At 60.8% G+C, this 21,008-nt stretch carries 10 protein-coding genes; 7 read left to right on the forward strand and 3 right to left on the reverse strand.

What is annotated here, in order from left to right:
* Positions 1-37: 37 nt before the first annotated feature.
* Entirely contained in the window at positions 38-1,138 is a 1,101-nt protein-coding gene (locus HAV18_RS11115; protein WP_166955502.1) for a porin, read from the forward strand.
* Positions 1,139-1,251: 113 nt separating this feature from the next.
* Complete coding sequence (locus HAV18_RS11120; protein WP_166955504.1) at positions 1,252-2,349, forward strand: porin; 1,098 nt, start codon at positions 1,252-1,254, stop codon at positions 2,347-2,349.
* A gap of 264 nt (positions 2,350-2,613) precedes the next feature.
* Here HAV18_RS11120 and HAV18_RS11125 read toward each other — a convergent pair whose 3' ends face one another.
* The gene (locus tag HAV18_RS11125; RefSeq protein WP_166955506.1) at positions 2,614-3,318 is read right to left on the reverse strand and encodes a GntR family transcriptional regulator; all 705 of its coding nucleotides are present in this window, start codon (positions 3,316-3,318) and stop codon (positions 2,614-2,616) included.
* Between the two features lie 183 nt (positions 3,319-3,501).
* Here HAV18_RS11125 and HAV18_RS11130 point away from each other — a divergent pair, with 183 nt between their 5' ends.
* The 4 genes from HAV18_RS11130 (at position 3,502) to HAV18_RS11145 (ending at position 10,096) form a co-directional block, all read left to right on the forward strand.
* Entirely contained in the window at positions 3,502-4,722 is a 1,221-nt protein-coding gene (locus HAV18_RS11130) for an alanine--glyoxylate aminotransferase family protein (RefSeq protein WP_166955508.1), read from the forward strand.
* A 198-nt stretch (positions 4,723-4,920) separates the two neighbouring features.
* Positions 4,921-6,195: an MFS transporter gene (locus tag HAV18_RS11135; RefSeq protein ID WP_166955510.1), complete on the forward strand. Its 1,275-nt coding sequence runs from the start codon at positions 4,921-4,923 to the stop codon at positions 6,193-6,195.
* 51 nt (positions 6,196-6,246) lie between these two features.
* The gene (locus HAV18_RS11140) at positions 6,247-7,008 is read left to right on the forward strand and encodes a 2-keto-4-pentenoate hydratase (RefSeq protein WP_166955512.1); all 762 of its coding nucleotides are present in this window, start codon (positions 6,247-6,249) and stop codon (positions 7,006-7,008) included.
* Positions 7,009-7,048: 40 nt separating this feature from the next.
* Positions 7,049-10,096, forward strand: a complete 3,048-nt coding sequence (locus HAV18_RS11145) for an FAD-binding and (Fe-S)-binding domain-containing protein (RefSeq protein WP_166955514.1) — start codon at positions 7,049-7,051, stop codon at positions 10,094-10,096.
* A gap of 464 nt (positions 10,097-10,560) precedes the next feature.
* Here HAV18_RS11145 and HAV18_RS11150 read toward each other — a convergent pair whose 3' ends face one another.
* On the reverse strand, positions 10,561-11,253 hold the full coding sequence (locus HAV18_RS11150; RefSeq protein WP_166955516.1) for a hypothetical protein: 693 nt from the start codon (positions 11,251-11,253) through the stop codon (positions 10,561-10,563).
* Positions 11,254-12,021: 768 nt separating this feature from the next.
* Between HAV18_RS11150 and HAV18_RS11155 the strand changes: the two genes are divergently transcribed.
* Positions 12,022-19,761, forward strand: coding sequence for a CHC2 zinc finger domain-containing protein (locus tag HAV18_RS11155; protein WP_166955518.1), 7,740 nt, complete (start codon positions 12,022-12,024; stop codon positions 19,759-19,761).
* Between the two features lie 330 nt (positions 19,762-20,091).
* Here HAV18_RS11155 and HAV18_RS11160 read toward each other — a convergent pair whose 3' ends face one another.
* Positions 20,092-20,997, reverse strand: a complete 906-nt coding sequence (locus tag HAV18_RS11160; protein WP_166955520.1) for a LysR family transcriptional regulator — start codon at positions 20,995-20,997, stop codon at positions 20,092-20,094.
* Between the last annotated feature and the right edge of the window lie 11 nt (positions 20,998-21,008).

Here is a 21,008-nt window from a genome sequence, read left to right on the forward strand (position 1 = left end):
TCGCCGCCTTTCAACCACCCCGCACCGGAATACCATCATGAAAAAAATCCTGTTCGCGCTGCCGCTCGCCGCGGCCGCTACCGCTCACGCGCAAAGCAGCGTCACGCTGTACGGCATCGTCGAGGACGGCGTCGACTACGTGTCGAACGTGCAGGGCAAGCATCTCGTGCAGCTCGCGTCGGGCGTGACGGCCGGCAGCCGCTGGGGCGTGCGCGGCACCGAGGATCTCGGCGGCGGCCTGAGCGCGATCTTCCGGCTCGAAAGCGGCTTCGATCTCAACTCCGGGCGCCTCGGCAGCGGGCTCGCGTTCTCGCGCAACGCCTACGTCGGCCTGAACGACGCGAAGCTCGGCACGCTCACGCTCGGCCGCCAGTGGGATTCGATCGTCGATTACGTCGAGCCGTTCACGCTGAACGGCAACATCGGCGGCTACTACTTCGCGCACCCGAACGACATGGACAACACCGACAACGGCTTCCCGATCTCGAACGCGGTGAAGTACCGCAGCCCGACGATCGCGGGCATCACGTTCGGCGGCCTCTACGCATTCGGCGGACAACCCGGCCGCTTCTCGGACAACGCGACGTTCAGCGTCGGCGCGAGCTACGCTGCGGGCCCGCTCGGCTTCGGCGTCGGCTATCTGCGGATCAACAACCCGGGCGTGTCGACGCAGGGCTACCAGAACTATCCGGGCTTCACGAACGCGATCTACGGCAACTACCTCGATGCGGCACGTGCGCAGAAGGTGTTCGGCGTGGGCGCGTCGTACCAGGTCGTGCAATGGCTCAAGCTGCTGGCCGACTTCACGAACACGAACTTCCAGCAGGGCAGCGCGGGGCACGACGCGACGTTCCAGAACTACGAGCTGTCGACCCTGATCACGCCGACGCCGGCCGTGACGATCGGCGCGGGCTATACGTACACGACGGGACGCGACCACGCGACGAACGCGGAGCCGAAGTATCACCAGTTCAACCTGAGCGTCGAATACGCGCTGTCCAAGCGCACGAGCGTCTACGTGATGGGTGCGTTCCAGAAGGCGGCGGGCGACGCGCCGGTCGCGCAGATCGCGGGCTTCAACCCGTCGGGCAACCAGAAGCAGGCGGTGGGCCGCGCGGGTATCCGCCACGCATTCTGACGTTCGTGATGGCTGACGGTCAGGCGTGATGCCTGCCGTCAGCCGTTCGGCACACGCCGCGACGCATCGGCGTGCGCCGCTTTCATCCGCTTCCTCCAGACGATTCGATCAGTATGCCTACTCATTCAACCCGAAATAAAAGCGGGCGACGCCACCGGTTCGCACCGGCAGCCAGCCGCCGGCTGCTGTCGGCCGTCGGCGCATCGCTGATCGCCTGCACGATCGTCGACGACGCCGCGGCCCAGTCGTCCGTGTCGCTGTACGGGCTGGCCGACGTGTACGTCGGCACGCAAAAGAGTCTCGGCAAGCCGCGCGCGTACGCCATGAATTCGGGCGGCTTCACGACGAGCTTCTGGGGGATCGGCGGCCGCGAGGATCTCGGCGGCGGCTACGCGCTGCAGTTCGCGCTCGAAGCGTTCATGCGCCCGTCGAACGGCGGTGCAGGCCGCTTTGGCGGCGATACGTTCTTCGGGCGCAATGCGTATGTCGGCGTCGCGACACCGTACGGCGTGCTGCGCGCCGGACGCAACACAACGCCGTACTACATCTCCGCCGTACGCTTCAATCCGTTCTCGACGTCGTTCGGCTTTTCACCGGCGCTGAACCAGATGTACAAGGGCGTGGCGGGGCAAGGGCTCGTCGGCGACAACAGCTGGAGCAACTCGGTGCTGGTCTCGACACCCGGCGAGCACGCGCTGCAGGCGAGCCTGATCTATGCGACCGGCAACGAGCCGGGCCACACCGGCGCGAACCAGTGGGGCGGCAACGTCACCTACGACGGGCACCGCGCGTTCAGCGCGACGCTCGCGTTCCAGCAGGCGAAGTACGACCGGACACCGGGCGACCTGAATGCGTCGATCGCCGGCTTCACGCAGCAGGAGGCCGTGCTGGCCGGCGTCGGCTACGACCTGAAGTTCGTGAAGTTCACCGCGTTCTACCAGTACGTGCACGACGCGATCGACAGCGGCGGGCTCGGCACGCACAGCGGGCAGGTGGGCGCAGCGGTGCCCATCGGCTTCGGCACGGTGCTCGCGTCGGTGATGGCCGCGAAGAGCCACGGGCGCGACCGCCCGTCGAGAACGACCTGGGCGCTCGGCTACGACTACCGGCTGTCGAAACGCACCGACGTCTACGTCGCGTTTATGCGCGACCGTGCGAGCGGCTACGGGAACGGCGATTCGGCCGGGCTCGGCCTGCGCACCGCGTTCTGAGCCCGCGAGCGACAGCGCGGTGGGTGTGGTGCCGATGCGTTGCCGTACCGTGCCGTGCATTGCCGTGTCGGTGTCGGTGTCGGTGTCGGTGTCGGTGCCGGTGCCGGTGCCGGTGCCGGTGTCGGTGTCGGTGCGGTGCGGTGCGGTGCGGTGCGATGCCGTGCGGTGCGATGCGGTGCGGTGCCGTGCGCTGCCGTGCGCTGCGGTACGGCGCGGCGCCGCGGCGCGGCAACGATGCAACGCTTCGCGCGCGGCGCGCGACGACTACGCGTCCACTTCCGCGTGCAGCAACAACACCGCGTCGCGCTTCTCCAGCAGATGCCGCCGCAGGATCGCCGAGAGCGCCTTGCCGTCGCGCGCTTCCAGCGCCTTGATCATCTCCTCGTGATCGTGCACCGCGCGATCCCATTTCTCGACGTGCTGGTTCGAGCGGAACCGCATCGACATGATCCGGCGATTGATCGACTGGTACGTGGCACGCAGCGCCGAGTTGCGCGCGGCCTCGTTGATGCGGTCGTGGATTTCCTGGTTGCGGCTGTAGTAGCCGGGCAGGTCGTTCTGCATCCGGCACGCGAGCATCGAGTAATGCAGCGCCTTGATCTCCGCGAGCTCCGCGGGCGTGATGCGCTCGCAGGCCAGCTCGCCTGAAAACGCCTCCAGCCCCGACATCAGCTCGAACGTCTCGCGGATCTCCGATTCGCTCATCCGGTACACGCTCGCGCCGCGATTCGGCGACAGCACCAGCAGCCCCTCCGCCGCCAGCACCTTGAACGCTTCGCGCAACGGCGTGCGCGAGATGCCGAGCGTCTCGCACAGTTCGCGCTCGTTCAGCCGCATGCCCGGCGTGAGCACGCCTTCGACGATGAATTTGCGCAGGTGCTCGACGACCGTGTCGTGCAGCCGCTGCCGCTCCAGTTTCGGCAGTGCCGGCGCGCCGCCGGCATGCTCCAGATCATTCAAATCTTGCATGCAAAGTCCTTCCTTCTTGCTTCACGCGATTCTACTTCAACTCGCCCGACCCGAATATCTCCCCGCCAATGTCGGGTAAACACCGGCATTTTCGGTGAAATCAGCGCTTGGTTTTGCCGTGATCGCTCTGCTAAAGTATTTTGCATGCAAAATTCAAAATGCAACCAAGGAGACAGAACGACCATGCTGCAACTCGACTTTCACCCGTCCGGCCGCCATTTCCTGCAGATTCCAGGGCCGAGCCCGGTGCCCGACCGCATCCTGCGGGCGATGAGCTATCCGACCATCGACCACCGTGGCCCCGAATTCGGCGCGCTCGGCCTCAAGGTGCTGGCCGGCATCAAGAAGATCTTCAAGACCACGCAGCCGGTGATCATCTATCCGGCGTCGGGTACCGGCGCATGGGAAGCCGCGCTGACCAACACGCTGAGCGCCGGCGACACCGTGCTGATGTACGAGACCGGCCACTTCGCGACGCTGTGGAAGAAGATGGCCGAAGCGCTCGGCCTGAAACCCGAATTCCTCGGGCTGCCGGGCATCGAAGGCTGGCGCCGCGGCGTGCAGCCCGACATGATCGAGGCGCGCCTGCGCGCCGACACCGCGCACGACATCAAGGCCGTGTGCGTGGTGCACAACGAAACGTCCACCGGCGTCACGTCCGACATCGCCGCGGTGCGCCGCGCGATCGACGCGGCCGGCCACCCGGCGCTGCTGATGGTCGACACGATCTCGGGGCTCGCGTCCGCCGACTACCGCCATGACGAATGGGGCGTCGACGTGACGGTGTCGGGTTCGCAGAAAGGGCTGATGCTGCCGCCCGGCATCAGCTTCAACGCGGTGTCGCCGAAGGCGCTCGCGGCGAGCGAGCACGCAAAGCTGCCGCGCGCGTTCTGGGGCTGGCAAGAAATCATCGAGGCGAACAAGAACGGCTACTGGCCGTACACGCCGAACACCAACCTGCTGTACGGGCTGGCCGAAGCGCTCGACATGATCCTCGGCGAAGGGCTCGATAACGTGTTCGCGCGCCACCAGCGGCTCGCGGAAGCCACGCGCCGTGCGGTGCGCGCATGGGGCCTCGAGATCCAGTGCGCGGACCTGGCCGTCTACAGCCCCGTGCTGACCGGCGTGATGATGCCGGACGGCGTCGACGCGGACGCCGTGCGCAAGCTGATCTACGAACGCTTCGACATGTCGCTCGGGCAGGCGCTCGGCAAGATGCGCGGCAAGATGTTCCGCATCGGCCACCTCGGCGACTGCAACGACCTCACGCTGATGGCCACGCTCGCCGGCTGCGAGATGGGGCTGAAACTCGCCGGCGTGCCGGTTGCCGCGAGCGGCGTGGTCGCGGCGATGGACACCCTCGCCTCGAACACGCACGCACCCGCGCTGCGCGCGGCGGCCTGAGCGCCGGCCGGCGGCGCGCGCTTCCCGCGCGCTGCCTGACGCGCCCTCTCCCCTTCACGGGCGGCTGCACGAAGTCGTCACGACACGCACCGTCCGCCGCCGACGCGTGCCCGCCCCGCTTCATCAGCACGACCCGCCTCGATGCCGGCCTCAACGCCGGCACGGGCAGCAATCCAGACAACATCCAGGAGACGAAACATGAAGCTGTTCCGAGCGACCGGCATCGTGCTGGTGATGCTATGCGTGATGTACTTCATCACGTACCTCGATCGCGTGAACGTGAGCACGGCCGCCGCCGGGTTCGGCAAGGAATTCGGGCTGAACAAGACGGAGATCGGCCTCGTGTTTTCCGCGTTCGCGTATCCGTATCTCGTGTTCCAGATCATCGGCGGCTGGGTCAGCGACCGCTTCGGCGCACGCCGCACGCTGCTCGCGTGCGGGCTGCTGTGGGCCGTGGCGACACTGCTCACCGGGATGGCCGGCGGCCTCGCGTCGCTGCTCGCCGCGCGCCTGCTGCTCGGGCTCGGCGAAGGCGCGACGTTCCCGGCGGCGACGTCGGCGATGTCGCGCTGGGTGCCGCGCGAGAAACGCGGCTTCGCACAGGGCATCACGCACGCGTTCTCGCGCGTCGGCAACGCGGTCGCGCCGGCCGCCGTCGTCGCGGTGATGGCCGTGTACGGGTGGCGCGAATCGTTCTACATCTGCGGCGTGATCAGCATCGTGTGGGTCGTGGTGTGGGCGCTCGTCTATACCGAACACCCGAAGGATCACCCGCGCATCACGCAGGCCGAACTCGATGCGCTGCCGCAACCGAAGCCGAAACCCGCCGCCGTGCCGTGGGGCCCGCTGTTCCGCCGGATGATGCCGGTCACGATCGTCTACTTCTGCTACGGCTGGACGCTGTGGCTGTTCCTGAGCTGGATTCCGCAGTATTTCCTGCACAGCTACGACCTCGACCTGAAGAAATCGGCCGTGTTCGCGTCCGCGGTGTTCTTCGCGGGCGTGATCGGTGACACGCTCGGCGGCATCGTCACCGACCGCATCCTCGCGCGCACCGGCAACCTCAAGCGGGCACGCAGCTGGATGGTGTCGATCTGCATGCTGCTCACGCTGCTGTCGCTGTTGCCGCTGCTGTTCATGCACGACCTGTACGTGTCGATGGCGTGCCTCGCGGCCGGCTTCTTCTTCGCCGAAATGACGATCGGGCCGATGTGGGCCGTACCGATGGACATCGCGCCGGAATACTCGGGCACCGCGAGCGGGATGATGAATTCCGGCTCCGCGCTCGCGGCGATCCTGTCGCCCGTGATCTCCGGCTTCGTGATCGACCGCTTCGGCAGCTGGGAGCTGCCGTTCATCGGCAGCATGGTGCTGATGGGCGTGGGCGTGCTGCTCGCGTTCCGCATGCAGCCGGAAAGCCGCTTCGCCGACGCACCCGCCGAACAACCGGCCGCCAATCGCTCGCCGGCCTGATGCCGACGGGGCGGCGCGCCGCCCCGGTTCCTCACCTCTTCACCACTCACGATGACTCAAGCCACTCACGACCTCGCCGCCCGGCTCGCCGCCGGCTGGCAACACGGCATCGCGTTCGCCGAACTGCCGCCCGAACTCGTTCCCGCCAGCGCCGACGCCGCTTACGCGGTACAGGCGCAAATCCTGCGCGCACGCAATGCCGCGATCGGCGCATGGAAAGTCGGCGCGAAGCAACCCGACGGGCCGATCCAGGGCGCGCCGCTGCCGGACGACTGCCGCCATGCGAGCGGCGTCACGCTGCCGCGCGGCGCGTTCCGGCCGCTCGGCCTCGAACTGGAGATCGCATTCCGCTTCGGCCGCGACTTCGCGCCGCGTGCGGCCGCCTATGCCGACGATGAAGTGTTCGACGGGATCGCGCAGATGGGCGCATCGATCGAGATCGTCGCGAGCCGTTTCCGTGAATGGCCGGACGTCGCGCCCGCCGCGCAGCTCGCCGACCTGCAGAACCACGGCGCGCTCGTGCTCGGCGAGATGACCGGCTATCGCGGCGATTTCCCGTTCCTCGCGCCGGCCCCCGCGTTCACGTTCGACGGGCACGACATCGCCGGCACCGCACCGGGCACCAACCCGGCCGGCGACCCGCGCCGCCTGCTGCCGTGGCTCGTGAATCACGCCTCGCGGCGCGGCATCGCGCTGCCGGCCGGCACCGTCGTCACGACCGGCTCGTACACGGGCATGCATTTCCCGCAGGCCGCAGGCACGGCCGTCGGCCGCATCGCGGGGCTGCCGCCCGTCAGCGTCACGCTTGCCTGAGCCTCGCCCGATCCGTTCCCACCCGATACCGACCGTCACCATGACATCCGCCGTCTCGCCTTCGCTGGTTCGCCCCGTCCATCTCGTGCCGTCGCAAGGCGCCGCGCTGTCGCCGCTGTTCGAGCGGCTGCGCCGCGAAATGCGCGGCGACGTCCACGCCGATCGCGCGAGCCGCGGCCGCTATGCGACCGACGCGTCGATCTACCAGATCATGCCGCTCGGCGTGGTCGTGCCGCGCGACCAGGACGACCTGCGGATCGCGCTCGACATCGCGCGCGACCGCAAGATTCCCGTGCTCGCACGCGGTGCCGGCACGAGCCAGTGCGGGCAGACGGTCGGCGAAGCGCTCGTCGTCGACAACAGCAAATGGCTGAACCGGATCGTCGAATTCGATGCGCAGGCTCGCACCGTCACCGTCGAGCCCGGCATCGTGCTCGATCACCTGAACGCGTGGCTGAAGCCGCACGGGCTGTGGTTTCCGGTCGACGTGTCGACCGGCGCGCAATGCACGATCGGCGGGATGGCCGGCAACAACTCGTGCGGCTCGCGCTCGATCGAGTACGGCAACATGGTGCACAACGTGCTCGCGATCGACGCGATCCTCGCCGACGGCAGCGAATGCCGGTTCAGTTCGCTCGCGCAGCCCGTCACCGATCGCCGCACGCTCGACCTGCTGCACGGCGTCGAACGCATCGCGAGGCGCGAGCGCGACGAACTCGTCGAGCGCGTGCCGAAGGTGCTGCGCCGCGTGGCCGGCTACAACCTCGACCTGTTCGACTGCCAGAACCCACGTGCGTACACCGACGACGGCCACGCGAATCTGGCGCACCTGTTAGTCGGTTCGGAAGGCACGCTGGCCTACAGCCGGCAGATCACGCTGAAGCTCGCGCCGCTGCCTGCACACAAGACGCTGGGCGTCGTGAACTTCCCGACCTTCTATCAGGCGATGGACACCGCGCAGCACATCGTGAAGCTGAAGCCGGTGGCCGTCGAGCTCGTCGATCGCACGATGATCGACCTGTCGATGGAGAACCCGGCGTTCCGCCCGGTGATCGAACAGGCGCTGGTCGGGCAGCCGCAGGCGATCCTGCTCGTCGAGTTCGCGGGCGAATCGCGCGATGCACAGATGGCGCAGCTCGACCGGCTCGCCGAGTTGATGGCCGATCTCGGCCTGCCCGACAGCGTCGTGAAGATGACCGATGCCGGCGCGCAGAAGGCGCTGTGGGACGTGCGCAAGGCCGGGTTGAACATCATGATGAGCATGAAGGGCGACGGCAAACCGGTGTCGTTCATCGAGGATTGCGCGGTGCCGCTCGAACATCTCGCCGAATACACGCGCCGCCTGACCGACGTATTCCACAAGCATGAAACCGAAGGCACGTGGTACGCGCACGCGAGCGTCGGCACGCTGCACGTGCGGCCGATCCTCGACATGCGGCGCGACGGCGCGACGCGCATGCGCGAGATCGCCGAGGAAGCGGCGGCACTCGTGCGCGAGTACAAGGGCGCGTATTCGGGCGAACATGGTGACGGGCTGTGTCGCGGCGAATGGGTCGCGTGGCAGTACGGCCCGCGCCTGAACGCGGCGTTCGCGGAGATCAAGGCGCTGTTCGACCCCGACAACCGCTTCAACCCGGACAAGATCGTCAATCCGCCGAAGATGGATGCGCGCGAACATTTCCGTTTCGCGCCCGGCTATGCGGCGCTGCCGTTGCGACCCGCACTCGACTGGTCGGCCTGGAACGTCACGCGCAACCCGCTGACCGGTGAAGAAACCGCGCCCGGTTCCGGCACCGACATCACGCACGGGCTCGCGTCGGCCGTCGAGATGTGCAACAACAACGGCCACTGCCGCAAGTTCGACGCGGGCACGATGTGCCCGAGCTACCGCGTGACGCGCGACGAGCAGCACGTGACGCGCGGCCGTGCGAACACGCTGCGGCTCGCGGTGACGGGCCAGCTCGGCGACGATGGCCTCGCCGGCGACGACGTGAAGGCCGCGCTCGACCTGTGCGTTTCGTGCAAGGGCTGCAAGCGCGATTGCCCGACGGGCGTCGACATGGCGCGCTTCAAGATCGAGGCGCGACATGCGTGGAACCGCAAGCACGGCACGACGCTGCGCGAACGGCTCGTCGCGTATCTGCCGCGTTATGCGCCGTGGGCCGCGCGCATGCGCGGCGCGATCGCGTTTGCAAACGGTGTGCCGGTCGTCGCGTCGTGGATGAAGCGATGGATCGGGCTCGCGCCACAGCGTGCGCTGCCCGGGTTTGCGCGGCCGTTCCTGGCGGATGTGGACGTGGACGTGGGTGCGGGTGCGGGTGCGTCTTCGCAAGATACCGGCTCGACAACCCGCGAAGTGCTGCTCTTCGTCGATACGTTCAGCAACTACCAGGAACCGGACAACGCGCGCGCCGCGCAGGCCGTGCTCGAAGCGGCGGGCTACACCGTGCATTTCAACGTGCGCGAAGGCGAACGGCCACTGTGCTGCGGCCGCACGTTCCTCGCGGCCGGGCTCGTCGACGAAGCGAAGGCCGAGGCGAAACGCACGCTCGACACGTTGCGGCCGTACCTCGAACGCGGCGTCGCGATCGTCGGGCTGGAGCCTTCGTGCCTGTTGTCGATGCGCGACGAGTTTCTTGCTTATGGCTATGGCGACGAAGCCGCACGACTCGCGAGCCACGCGTTCCTGTTCGAGGAGTTTCTCGTGCGCGAACAGGAGGCCGGCCGGTTATCTCTGCCGCTGCACGCGATCGATGCGAAGGAAGCGCTCGTGCACGGCCACTGCCATCAGAAGGCATTCGGCGCGTTCACGCCGGTGCAGACGGTGCTGCGCTGGATTCCGGGATTGAAGGTGTCGCCGGTCGAATCGTCGTGCTGCGGAATGGCCGGCAGCTTTGGCTATGAAGCCGAGCACTACGCCGCGTCGCAGGCGATGGCCGAGCTGTCGCTGCTGCCGGCCGTACGGGCACGGGCCGAAGGCGCGATCGTCGTCGCGGACGGCACGAGTTGCCGGCATCAGATTCAGGACGGCGCGCAAGCGCAGGCCGTGCATGTGGCGAAAGTACTGGAGCAGGCATTGCGCGGTTGATTGACAGCGGCACCGCGGCAGTCGGGAAATCGGCTCGGCGCGCATCCGTTCTCGGTCGCCGAGTGGATCGACCACCCATTGCATTACCGATGCCGTTCTCCATCGAATCGCAGGCGGTCCGCACCACACATGGAACCGCGGTGAACCATTCGAGCAGCCTTTGGCGGGCTTGCAACAGAGACGTAGCCGCCCCACTAAGCAACGGCAACACTTCGCGTTGAACAAAGTCAGAGCAGTCCTCTGGCTTCAACGTACGTTCGATCTCGAAATGGAACTCAACGCGCCCGTCTTCCTCTACCATTCCCAGCCTGATTAGCTTCGGGATCGGTTGACCAGGCCCAGTATGCTCGGTGTCAAGAAAGACAAGCGTAGCCGTGGTCTCTTGGGAAAAGGATCGGAACGTGATGGCTCGGCAGCTTTTGATGGCCCCACTGATGCGCGCTGCCAGCAGTCAATCGACCTCGCTATTGTGCTGGAACGAATAACTGGTTAATCAACTCACTGACAATCTCGAATGTGCGCGAGACCGTGTTGTGAAGGACATGCGAGCCATGAGCGTACTCGTTGCGAATCTTGGGCAGCGTGTCAATGAATATACCGATCCAGTCGTCAAAGTCCTCAGGTGACGGCTCCACATTCGAGTAGTCGACCTGGATCGTCGTCAATCCGAGGCGCTGTATCTCTTGGAGTTGTTGGAGTTCGGCTCGATGTCTGGCACGTTGCAGTGCTCGTTCCCTTGACCACGAAAATCTATCGTTCGATATCGCCCCTCGCTTCAGTGCTTCTTGCAGCAATTTGCTCAAACCACGAGGCGGTTTCGCCCTGACCAGCAACGATTGCCCGACTCGGACAGCTAGCCACTCGCGCAACGCGAACTCCAACGATGTCAGGGCTTGTTGTTCTGCTACAGGATAGAAGCGATAGACGAACCACGCGTATGCATAGAGATTTTTTGCCGTCTCGAAATGGATTCGAATAGACTCGGGCACGTCGATGCTGAGTGTGAATAATGCTACGTCCTCTAGATGTTCGGCTGCAGTTCCTGGCCGGAAATTCCCAATGATGCTATCGAACCGAGAAAAATATCCATTCCGGACGTCGGGCTCACAAAGCGAGTCGATTGTCCTCAGCAACTCGCATGGATGCAGAGCATTCAAGGCCTTTTCTCCCATCTCCCGCCTGCGCTCTAGTTAATTGCCCATACTGACTGAACGACGCGCGCCGGTCGACGTTTCCGCTAATGCTGGTGCGATCAACGATCTCACCTCTGGCGAAGAAAACGTCTATACCGACGAATTTTCAACGGACGGTCGTCTGATCGGCTCCGTGCTTGTTTGAACGGAGCAGATCATAAGCTCGCCTACGCGAAATCTTCAGGAATTTTCGCACCTCAGCCTGAGATATCAGCGGTGCTTTATCGTTACGGCACGAGTCGACGCAGCACTTGCTTACCGTACCCGATGTCCGGCCAGATGCACTCTTATGCATCTGGCCCTCCTGTTTACCTTACTCGATCAACGCTGAAACAGTACTGCGTTTGACTCCCAGTAGCTTCGCCGCCGACGTGATGGAAATCCATCCGTGTTAACGTCGAGCCTCAGTCGACAATCAACGATTCCGCTCCGCTATCCCTGGCAGCATTGAGCCGATCTCGGCGAGACTATCAATACCACTCTCGAGCGACGCAAGAAGGTCGAGATCGAGCAATGATGAGAACCCATTGCCCTCGGAAAGGCAAAGCAGGTAGGGCGCGTCGCGCGTAGTGAGTTGCTCAGAGGCCACAGTCGATGTCGATACATTTAACATCTGACAATTAAACCTTCAAGAGCGGCCTTGTTACGACAAACAAACAGGTGACTCATTGCACGCACGTCTAATACGGCGAGAGTGATAAAGTCGAGAAATCTTGATTTTTGATACCAACTATGAGTCCATCCAAACCGGGAAGTCATTTTCGTCGATTGATCGATCAACTTGCTGACACAGTTCAGATTGACGAACTCGCAGAACGGCTAGGCATTCCTGTCAAGCGAGTGAACGGCCGAGTGTCTGCGCAGTGCCTATTCCATAACGATACTGATCCTTCGATGGTGCTGTATCGGGGGACGGCACGCGACAAGCCACACTTTCACTGTTTCGTTTGCGACGCGCACGGGGACATTTTCGAACTTGTCAAGCAAGCAAAAGGGGTTGATTTTTCGAGCGCTGTCCGCTGGCTGGCCTCTGCTTACGGTCTTGCTCCAGCGACGGTGACCAGGTTGGCTGTATCTAAGGACTCTCAGTCATCGAAAGAAGAGCGTAAGGTGGAGTCGACGCTTGCAAGCACCTCTGCCTTCGAGCGTGCGCTTGTTATATACAGACAGACTAATCCGATAGCACTGGAGGACTGGATAGAGTCACGTGAACTTTCGAAGGACACTGGGGTTACTGCAGAGTTGGGATTTGCCGATTCAGCGACCCTCATCAAATACCTCGGCGCGCGTCAGCAAGACTTCGGTTCGTTCCGAGAGTTGCTGGGCAGTTTCGAAAGCGCGGGCCTCGTTCGGCTCGAAAGAAAGAAGGTAGAGACCATTGCGGCGGAAACCCACCTTGATCTCGGGAGTCAGTACAGGGATTTCTTCAACGACGGTCGTGTAATTTTCCCAATAAGAGACGTCTCTGGGCGCCTCCTTGGATTTGCGGGGCGCAGAGTAAAAGAGTCTACCGCGCCGAAGTATCTGTACTCTCCAGGGTTGCCTAAATCCCACGTACTCTACCGAGCGAACGTTGCATTTTCGAGGGTCAAGGTCGATCTAGCGGACGGCAAGAAGCCTATATTGTACGTCTGCGAAGGGCTCGTGGATGCGCTCAGGCTTGAAAGCCTTGGATTACCTGCTGTCGCCCTTCTTGGCGCGAGACTATCAGACGCGCAAGCTCGACTGATTGTCGAGTTCGCTGCTACGTTGCCGGATCTGAATCCGCTGCAAGTACGATTCTTCCTTGACAAGGATGGTGCTGGTCTGAAGGGTGCTGCCGCATCTATCGACTTAATACTCAAACTCGATAAGGACGTCCATCTGGAAATGGGGTTTATCTGGCCTTTGGACATTCAGGCTGGCGAGACCTCGTCACCCAAGGACCCAGATGAGATTCTGAGGCAATTTGAAGACCGAGATTCTGCACTCGCCTTCCTCGATCACTCGACTCACCCTGTTGCCGTGGCATTCCTAGCAGAACGCCTCAATGTACCTCCGTTAGATATCCTGGTGGAAAATCGGTGGGAAGCCATTCCGCTCGGGGCAAAGTATCGTTTGGCTGTTCTTCTTGAGAGCATCGCTGGTGGCTTGGTAGATCGCGTGTTAACTGTCGGGGTGTCACAGCCCGCACCAGAGGAAAAATGGCGCCAAGATTTATTGAGGTATCTGAGGAATCCGGTCCCGTCGCGGGGGTATGCGGCTCTCCGGTCGCCAGAAGAGGCAGCTCTTCGGTTGAATATCGCACGGGAACTTGCTCAATCGGGAGCCAATAAGGGCGAGGTACTTTCGGACATCGCGGCGTGGCGACGCATATCGCTGGCAGCGACTGCCTTCAACCAAGGCTTTGCAAGTCGTCTCCGGCAGGCCCAGTTCCAGCCAATAGAGCCATTCGACGCTGTTTTCGTGTCCAGAGGCTTTGGTAAAGACGAGGCCCGGTTGAAGGCGATGCCTTGCCCCGAAGATCTTGTCGTTCAACAGTACGTAATGAACGAATTGTTGACAGAACGACTGGATTATGGGACCGCAACCAAATTCAGCAATTATATTCCAGCAGTCCGCTATTACCGATCGCTCAATCACACTCGCACCACAGGGGAAACAGAAGGAGTTGAGCAAAGTGAGACGATAAGCTTCGCTTACCAAGTCGACATGGACGCTGTAGAAGGTCGTAAGCCCCCGGGTGAAGGGGGGATGTTCCGACCGTATTTTGAGTGCTGGAAGGAATTCATCTCCTCGTTGTTGAGGCAGGGTGGAGAGATGAGTCACGTCCATATGGTCCGACTCGATCTGAAGAGGTATTACGACAACATAAAACGGCTCGTTGCCAAGGATGTTTTGACCCGATGCATCGAATCAGGATACGAAAGCCTTGGCGACGGGTGTGATTCGTTCGCCCCCCTCTTTCAGCCTGGTGCGCTACAGGGGGAGCGTCAACGCGCAATTATCGATTTCTTACTCGACCAAAGCTTCGGGTTCGATTATTACCATCCGAATACTGGAAATTCCGTTCGGTCCGATTCGGAAAAGGGAATTCCGCAGGGACCAGTTCTGTCGGCCTGGTTAGGAAATGTCATTCTCTTTCGGCTCGATGAAGTGATGCGAGCGAAGCGCAATGAGCTCAATCGTGACGGAGTGACTCGAGCCGGCTATGCAAGATATGTCGACGATGTGGTGCTCTTGGCGGATAGTCAGGGGGTACTCGATTTCTTGAGGGCTGCGGCTGAGGGCGTCACTCGCATGCTTCAACTCGAATTGGTATCGAAAGAAAGCTTCGCGCCGATGTCAACAGCAGAGTTTCTTCAACACCTGACTTCCGGTCGCGCATTGCCTGCTTCTGGACCGCGAGAAGAGGCTGTTTTGCTTGAATCCGGTGATGGCGATGCAGGCTGGGATATGTGGCAAACGGAAAGTCCTCGGCGACAAACCTCGCTGGAGTTACTTCGAGACTCTCGTCTGTATACATTGCCAGCCGACACAATCCAAAATCAGGTCTTTACGGCTTTACGGGCGGAAGACCTTAGGCCGGCGGAACTAGCGAAAGCTTCGCGTTGGCTATGGTATCAAGCTGCCCAATCATTAGGACGCGAGGAATACAACGCACAAGATGTCGTTTCAAGCTACTGGAAGATTTGGGGAGCGGTATGCTTCGATTCCCCCTTCATTCTCGATACTCAAGTGTCTTGGGACGACCCGGCATTCCATGCGCTCGAGGGCCTAGAAAATCTCTTGGAAAGGGCGAACCGCGTCGAATTTGGTCTCACCCCAGAGGAAGAGGCCGAGCGCATCCGTTGCATCGCGAAACTAGCGCGTGTAGTACGTTCGAAGGAGTTTGTACAGCTCTTTGATAAAGTCGATCAAGACGGGGCGCCGCCCGGCTGGGGCTACGGAATCCAGCGGTTGCGCCGCATGTTCTTCCAACGCGTCATATGTATGCGTTGGAAGGCGGTACGGCTGACTGATGACGGCCAATTAGCCAGTGCTGCCGACGAATCCACCCACCCTCTAATGCGACCGCTTGGAATTGCGTTGCAAGCTTCGTTACGGCGATCGCTCATCACGGATGCCGAAACATGGGGGCGAAGTACCACGGGCGCAGTCGTCACTGCAGGCGGCGCATCCGAATGGAACATACTAAGCGAAAGTTTTCAATGGTTACATCGTGCGATAGTTGAGCTTGGCACCGCATCGGACGACTCAGATGTCGACCCATTGTCGTCGTTTGCAGGCGATTTGGAACGGATGAAGCGGCGTCTCCACGACGATAGTGCTCCACATTTTTCCGTGAAAGCAGATAAGTTTCTGCCAGTTTTGCAAGGTCTCTTACCGCAGGAAGTCGACCCATTTGGAGTGGCAGAGAATGGCATGGTAGACGGCGAGATAGTCCTGCTGTCTCTTCAAGCGTTGGCAGCAATTGCTCCGAGACAACAGCTTGCACATCTACTATCGAAACGCGGGCATTTGCTGCAGGATGGTGAACAGAAACTACCTCTTCCGCCCCTTCCGGGCGTTCCTGCACGAGGCTTACTGCTTGTTTCCCACGCAGCAACGGACGCCCAATGGACCAAAATATCAGCCGTGTGGTGGATGACTCTTCCCGAATCCGATGGTGAAGACAGTCGGCTGCCGGGCTTCAGGCTCGCGTCCGCGGACGGTGATGTACAAGAGTTAGTTTTGGATTGGCAACAGATGCAAGGGGCAAGTGGACTTCAGACTTTCAGAGCCTCATGGGATCCTCCCGTGCCAACCATCAATGCCCTGCTGCAGCCGCCGGCATTACCTGCGACCGCTCAAACTCTCGCGTGGGTGGCAGACGCATATGAGTCGATAGCGAGATTGAATCACCACGACAGCACCGACAGGGAGGCCGGTGAAACGGAGTTCGTTGCGGCCTGGCCCTATCTAACAGTCAATGTTCGCCCGAACGATTTTGACGGGACTGGATTACGGCTGACACTACTATCTCCGCGATACCAGCGCTCGTCTCTTGACGGACTTGCTTTTATACGCAATGGCGTACGTGGGTTGAGGACGTACGACGTACCGGAGCTTTATGGCCACCATTGGCGCACCGGTGTTCTTCTGTCAGATCTATTTGGGTTTCGGCGAGATCTAGACCAATATGCAGCGCTAGGACCGAGCACTGTAAGCGACCAAGATGCGGCGGAAAGTCTCGACCCAGCAACGCATTTGCTGCGGAACGTGCTACGTAAGCTCCGCGGAACATACGCTAATGGGCATGCGTTGCAATCGCAACCAGGCCAAGAGCACCTACCCGCTACGATCGCGCGGTCGCTTGAATTGCTGAGAAAGTACCCTCGTGACGGTGAGGCTCGAGCAGCAATCGCATACGTACTATCTAGTGAAACAGAAACGGCGGGGATGCATGCGCGCCTTATGCGCGATCTCCCTTTGGAGCGCCCAGGTATGGTCGCCGCGTTTCTTGAACAAGTTGCAACAAAGGTAATTAGTCGAGTTCCCCTCGGTTGGGCTGGGCGACTCGATAATTCAAACGATGTCGATACTTTATCGACGTCGAGAGTCATCCCGGAATCATATTGGGTTCTTGCGAACAGATTTGCTTCATTGCGCCCTGCAACGGAGCATATCGAAGATCAGGAGCGAAGTTTCACGGTCCTGATTGCTGGCCTTCGGATTGCCGCCATAACGGCGTGGCTACGAGAGATTCTGCTCGCGGTAGAAGCGTTGCCAACCAAAGAAGAGTGGCCCTTCCCTGACGACGGCGATCTTGCTGAGGCTTGGCAACTAGAGGAAGGTGATTTTTTACTCGACCGACCTGACGCATCGATAAGTTTGCTGACTGAATTTTTCCGTGAGAAGGTTAGGGACGGAGCGTCGGAGAAAGCGTTTGCGAACATCACCCCGCTAGGATGGCTGGTCCTATTGGCCGGTCGAATCGGTTTGCTCGGCGGGTTAACAAAGAGGCCATTGATCCGCGAATGGGAGGCTAGCGAGATCGAGCGCGCAAGGGATCTAGCGATCAGTCTCTCAAGTGCCAAATTTTGCAGAAGTGCCGACGATGGAAATGTTGACCCCAACTGGCCTTTCGAATTTGAGCGTCCCACTATGATTGCTCATTGGCTCGCGCCTTCGTTCGCGGGCGCCGCGACCGTCATTACCGATATCGAGGCTAATCTTGGATTGCGTCACGTTGCTCGAGTTGTTGCGCCATGGAAACTAGAGCCTTTAGATCGGGCCTTCACTGATGCAAACGGTGTGAGGTGGGTAATTGCGTCATGGCAGATTCGCCTAAGTGGCGGCACCAAGCCCGAAAGAGTTACGGTTGGCAAACGGCTACTCAGCATCTGGGACGAAACACGCGATGCGGAAGGGAATCTACTAATTGTCAGCGCGCGTGATGCGAGGTTAGGCAAGCTACTTAGTGATGCTGTTCAAACCTCAAATGAGCTTCCGCAGGAAGCAATTACCGATACACATTCGCGTAATGACGTGAGTGATCGAACCAATGGCGTGATGACCGAGAGTGGTACAGCCTATCATTCCCCTGCGGCACAGAAGCAGATCAATGACGACAATCACGAACTCCCTGCTTCGGAGAATGTTCGTGACAACCGTGAAGAAGTGGCACAAGGCCCGATGCAATCTCGTGATTCAACCACGGTCTCGAGGGTCTCGGTCACCCGTGGGCGGGAACAATGGGGCGATTTGCAACGGAATGCTTGGCAGTTGAGACGCGCTAAATCACCGGGGCATGTGCGTATTGCCTTAATGCAGTGGGACCTGAATGAGACTTATCATCACCCGGCAATCGACGCAGATAGGTGGAACAAGCAATGGCCTCCTGGAAGAAAGCTCAGTGGGAGCGGGCACACCTTGCCCTCTCAACCGCTATCCGCTGTTGAGGATAGCAGGATCGAATATCGCCGTCGGCAGTTTCTCACCGAGGCTTTGACCGCGTGCGAAAGCTTCGGTGTCGATCTTCTTGTTCTCCCCGAATACTCAGTTAGACCTGACACCGTCGGATGGCTAAAAACTCAGTTACTACGACGGACCCGCTCTCTTTCGGTTCTTGCCGGCACTTACAAGTTGCATGGCAGCGCGGCAGACGTGAACTTCGATCGCGCGTATCGCGATATCCTCGGTTTGACAGAGTATAGGAAAATTTTTGAACCATCGTCACTAGCTGGTAAAGCAAGCAGGGGAAGTTATATCTCAGGAGAGCAAAGTTCCATGCTAACTCTTCTGTCTCCATTGGATTTGGATAGAGATGAGCGTGTAGTCTGCACATTTTCGAGGCGTAAGAAGTACCCTTCTCTTGCAGCTGCAGAGATCTTTAATCCGCCATTCGAGCCACTGCAACCGCTTTATTCAACTTCACTGCTCTTGGAGGAATTGAATAATCGATCAAAGGGCGGTCTTCGTGTGGCCGCTCAAGAGCCGGTATCTGCGCAGCAAATCCTTCATTACGGCAGTAAGCTGCGACATCTCGAATGTATTGCGGAATTTGTTTGCTCGGAACTCTTTCTTCCGATGAGTCTCGCCAATCATCACACGCTTGCCGCCGAACTGCTCAAATTGGGACGCCGCTTTGGCTCGAACTTGGACGATACGACCGCGATGGGTTATGTTAGGGAGGACATCGAGAGCGTTTCTAAATATCTCGGCATCTTCGATCCGTCGGGGGAGATGAAGCGTCGCTCAATACTTGTCGTGCCGGCAATGACCACACGATCAGCGGATTATTGGATTTTTGGTCAGGCCGCCTTGTTGGCCGGTGGTGCAACTACCGTCTTCTGCAACGCCGTAGATAAGTCCTCGGTAGGGGGAAGCTGTTTTATCGGGCGCAATAGCTGGAACGGCGGAGGGCAAGCCGTTCACCACGATGCCAACGTTACCCCGTATGCCGGTTGGTCTAAAGGGATTTACTATAATCGTCGCTCCGATGCTCTTGGCGAGACGGAACAGGCGATGGTAATTGCCGACATTGACCCGTCGTTTATGCAGGAGGGAAAACCAAGACCGCAGGCACTCGCCAATCCGTTGCAACTGGTTGCCTACCTACCGATTGTCGAGATGGAGGGTAAAGATGCGCCAAAATTTGAATCTGACCTACGTCGAATGTTGGATTCAATTCCCTCGCCAATTGTTCGTGGAAATATCGTTAGCCCCGCCGCGCAAGGCATCAAAGAATTAAAGGAGCACATTTCAAACGGACTTGCAATGAAAGACATAACAAAGATTCCAGAAAAAAGCCGAGCAGCTCCGTTCAATGAGCGATTTACTCATTGGGAAAATTACTGGAATGTAAATTCAACTGTTGGAATGCCACCAGTTCTTGTAGATTGGATATGGGTCGAAAGCTCTTCTGCGAATCCGGGCTCATCGGGTGCCGAGATATTTGTCCTTGGATACTCGGATGATTCATCGTTAGCGCCAAATACCAAGTCTTAATCGAAATCTAATCGGAAATTCCTGTCCGCAGTTTTCGAGCGCAGGGGCTGACAAGTTTGCAATGCATTATGTCAGCGCAATGCCCTTGTATAGTGCGGGGAGTGAGCGCCTGTAGTTCTCACGCGCCGTTCCTCGCTATCCGCCTCGCGCGCTCGTATTTGCTTCACTCGCCCCTTTTGGTGGTTGGCCGCTACAGCGCGATGCGACCCGTTGCCTGGGTCGCGGCAATCTCATCAACTCCGCGTTTTCAATCTCACAGAAAATGCCGGGGTCTCACAAATTCCATTTCCCCGCGCCACGTCGAAGTAACGCCCGGCCGCCGCGTGCGCATCATTGCGGCTCGCCGATCCCGCCCATCAGCATCATCAGCTGCTCGCGCAGCCACCGGCTGCCCTGATCCTGATCCGCGCTGCGATGCCAGTAGCAGAAATACTCGAGGGCCGGCATCTCGAACGGCAGTTCGAGAATGCGCGCCGGATAGCGCTGCAGCAGCCGCAGCGGTGCCGTCAGCGCGAGATCGCCGCGCATCGCGATCAGCGGCGCGACCATGTAGTGCTGCACGCGCATCTGGATGGTGCGGCGCAGGCCGAGGCGCGTCAGTTCCGCGTCGACGTGCCCGCTGCCCTTGCGGCGGCTCGACACGTGGATGTGCCCCATCGCAAGGTAGTCGTCCATGGTGAGCGTGTCGCCCTTGAACGGATGATCGTCGCGGATCATGCACGCATAGCGGTCGCGCACGAGCAGCGCCTGGTGCAGGTGCGGATCGCCGATCAGCGGCGCGTCGATCGCGATGTCGACGGAGCCGTTCGCGAGCGCGGTCGCGACTTCACGGCGGTCCATCGTGTAGCTGCGCACGTGCATGCCGGGCGCATGCGTCTGCAGCAGTTCGCCGAGCGCGGGCAGCAGCAGCGCTTCGGTCAGGTCGCTCATGCTCATCCGGAACACGCGCGTCGACGACGCCGGATCGAACACGTCGCCTTCGTGCGCGCTCGAATCGAGCAGTTGCATCGCCTCGCGCACACGGCCGACGATGTTCTCGGCCAGCGGTGTCGGCATCATCCCGGCCGGCGTGCTGACGAACAGCGGATCGTTCAGGGTCTTGCGCAGCCGCGCCAGCGCGTTGCTGACGGCCGGCTGCGTGAGATTCAGCACTTCGGCCGCCCGCGTCAGGTTGCGCTTGGTGTAGATCGCGTCGAATACGACGAACAGGTTCAGGTCAATCTTCGAAAGGCGCATCGCCGGATCTC

The organism is Burkholderia sp. D-99 (genome assembly GCF_011605345.1).
Taxonomy (GTDB): domain Bacteria; phylum Pseudomonadota; class Gammaproteobacteria; order Burkholderiales; family Burkholderiaceae; genus Burkholderia.

Bases quoted from the DNA above. Each gene is read 5' to 3' on its own strand.
- HAV18_RS11115 (WP_166955502.1), top strand. From the start codon at position 38: ATGAAAAAAATCCTGTTCGCGCTGCCGCTCGCCGCGGCCGCTACCGCT.
- HAV18_RS11145 (WP_166955514.1), top strand. From the start codon at position 7,049: ATGACATCCGCCGTCTCGCCTTCGCTGGTTCGCCCCGTCCATCTCGTG.
- HAV18_RS11130 (WP_166955508.1), top strand. From the start codon at position 3,502: ATGCTGCAACTCGACTTTCACCCGTCCGGCCGCCATTTCCTGCAGATT.
- HAV18_RS11125 (WP_166955506.1), bottom strand. From the start codon at position 3,318: ATGCAAGATTTGAATGATCTGGAGCATGCCGGCGGCGCGCCGGCACTG.
- HAV18_RS11120 (WP_166955504.1), top strand. From the start codon at position 1,252: ATGCCTACTCATTCAACCCGAAATAAAAGCGGGCGACGCCACCGGTTC.
- HAV18_RS11155 (WP_166955518.1), top strand. From the start codon at position 12,022: ATGAGTCCATCCAAACCGGGAAGTCATTTTCGTCGATTGATCGATCAA.
- HAV18_RS11135 (WP_166955510.1), top strand. From the start codon at position 4,921: ATGAAGCTGTTCCGAGCGACCGGCATCGTGCTGGTGATGCTATGCGTG.
- HAV18_RS11140 (WP_166955512.1), top strand. From the start codon at position 6,247: ATGACTCAAGCCACTCACGACCTCGCCGCCCGGCTCGCCGCCGGCTGG.
- HAV18_RS11160 (WP_166955520.1), bottom strand. From the start codon at position 20,997: ATGCGCCTTTCGAAGATTGACCTGAACCTGTTCGTCGTATTCGACGCG.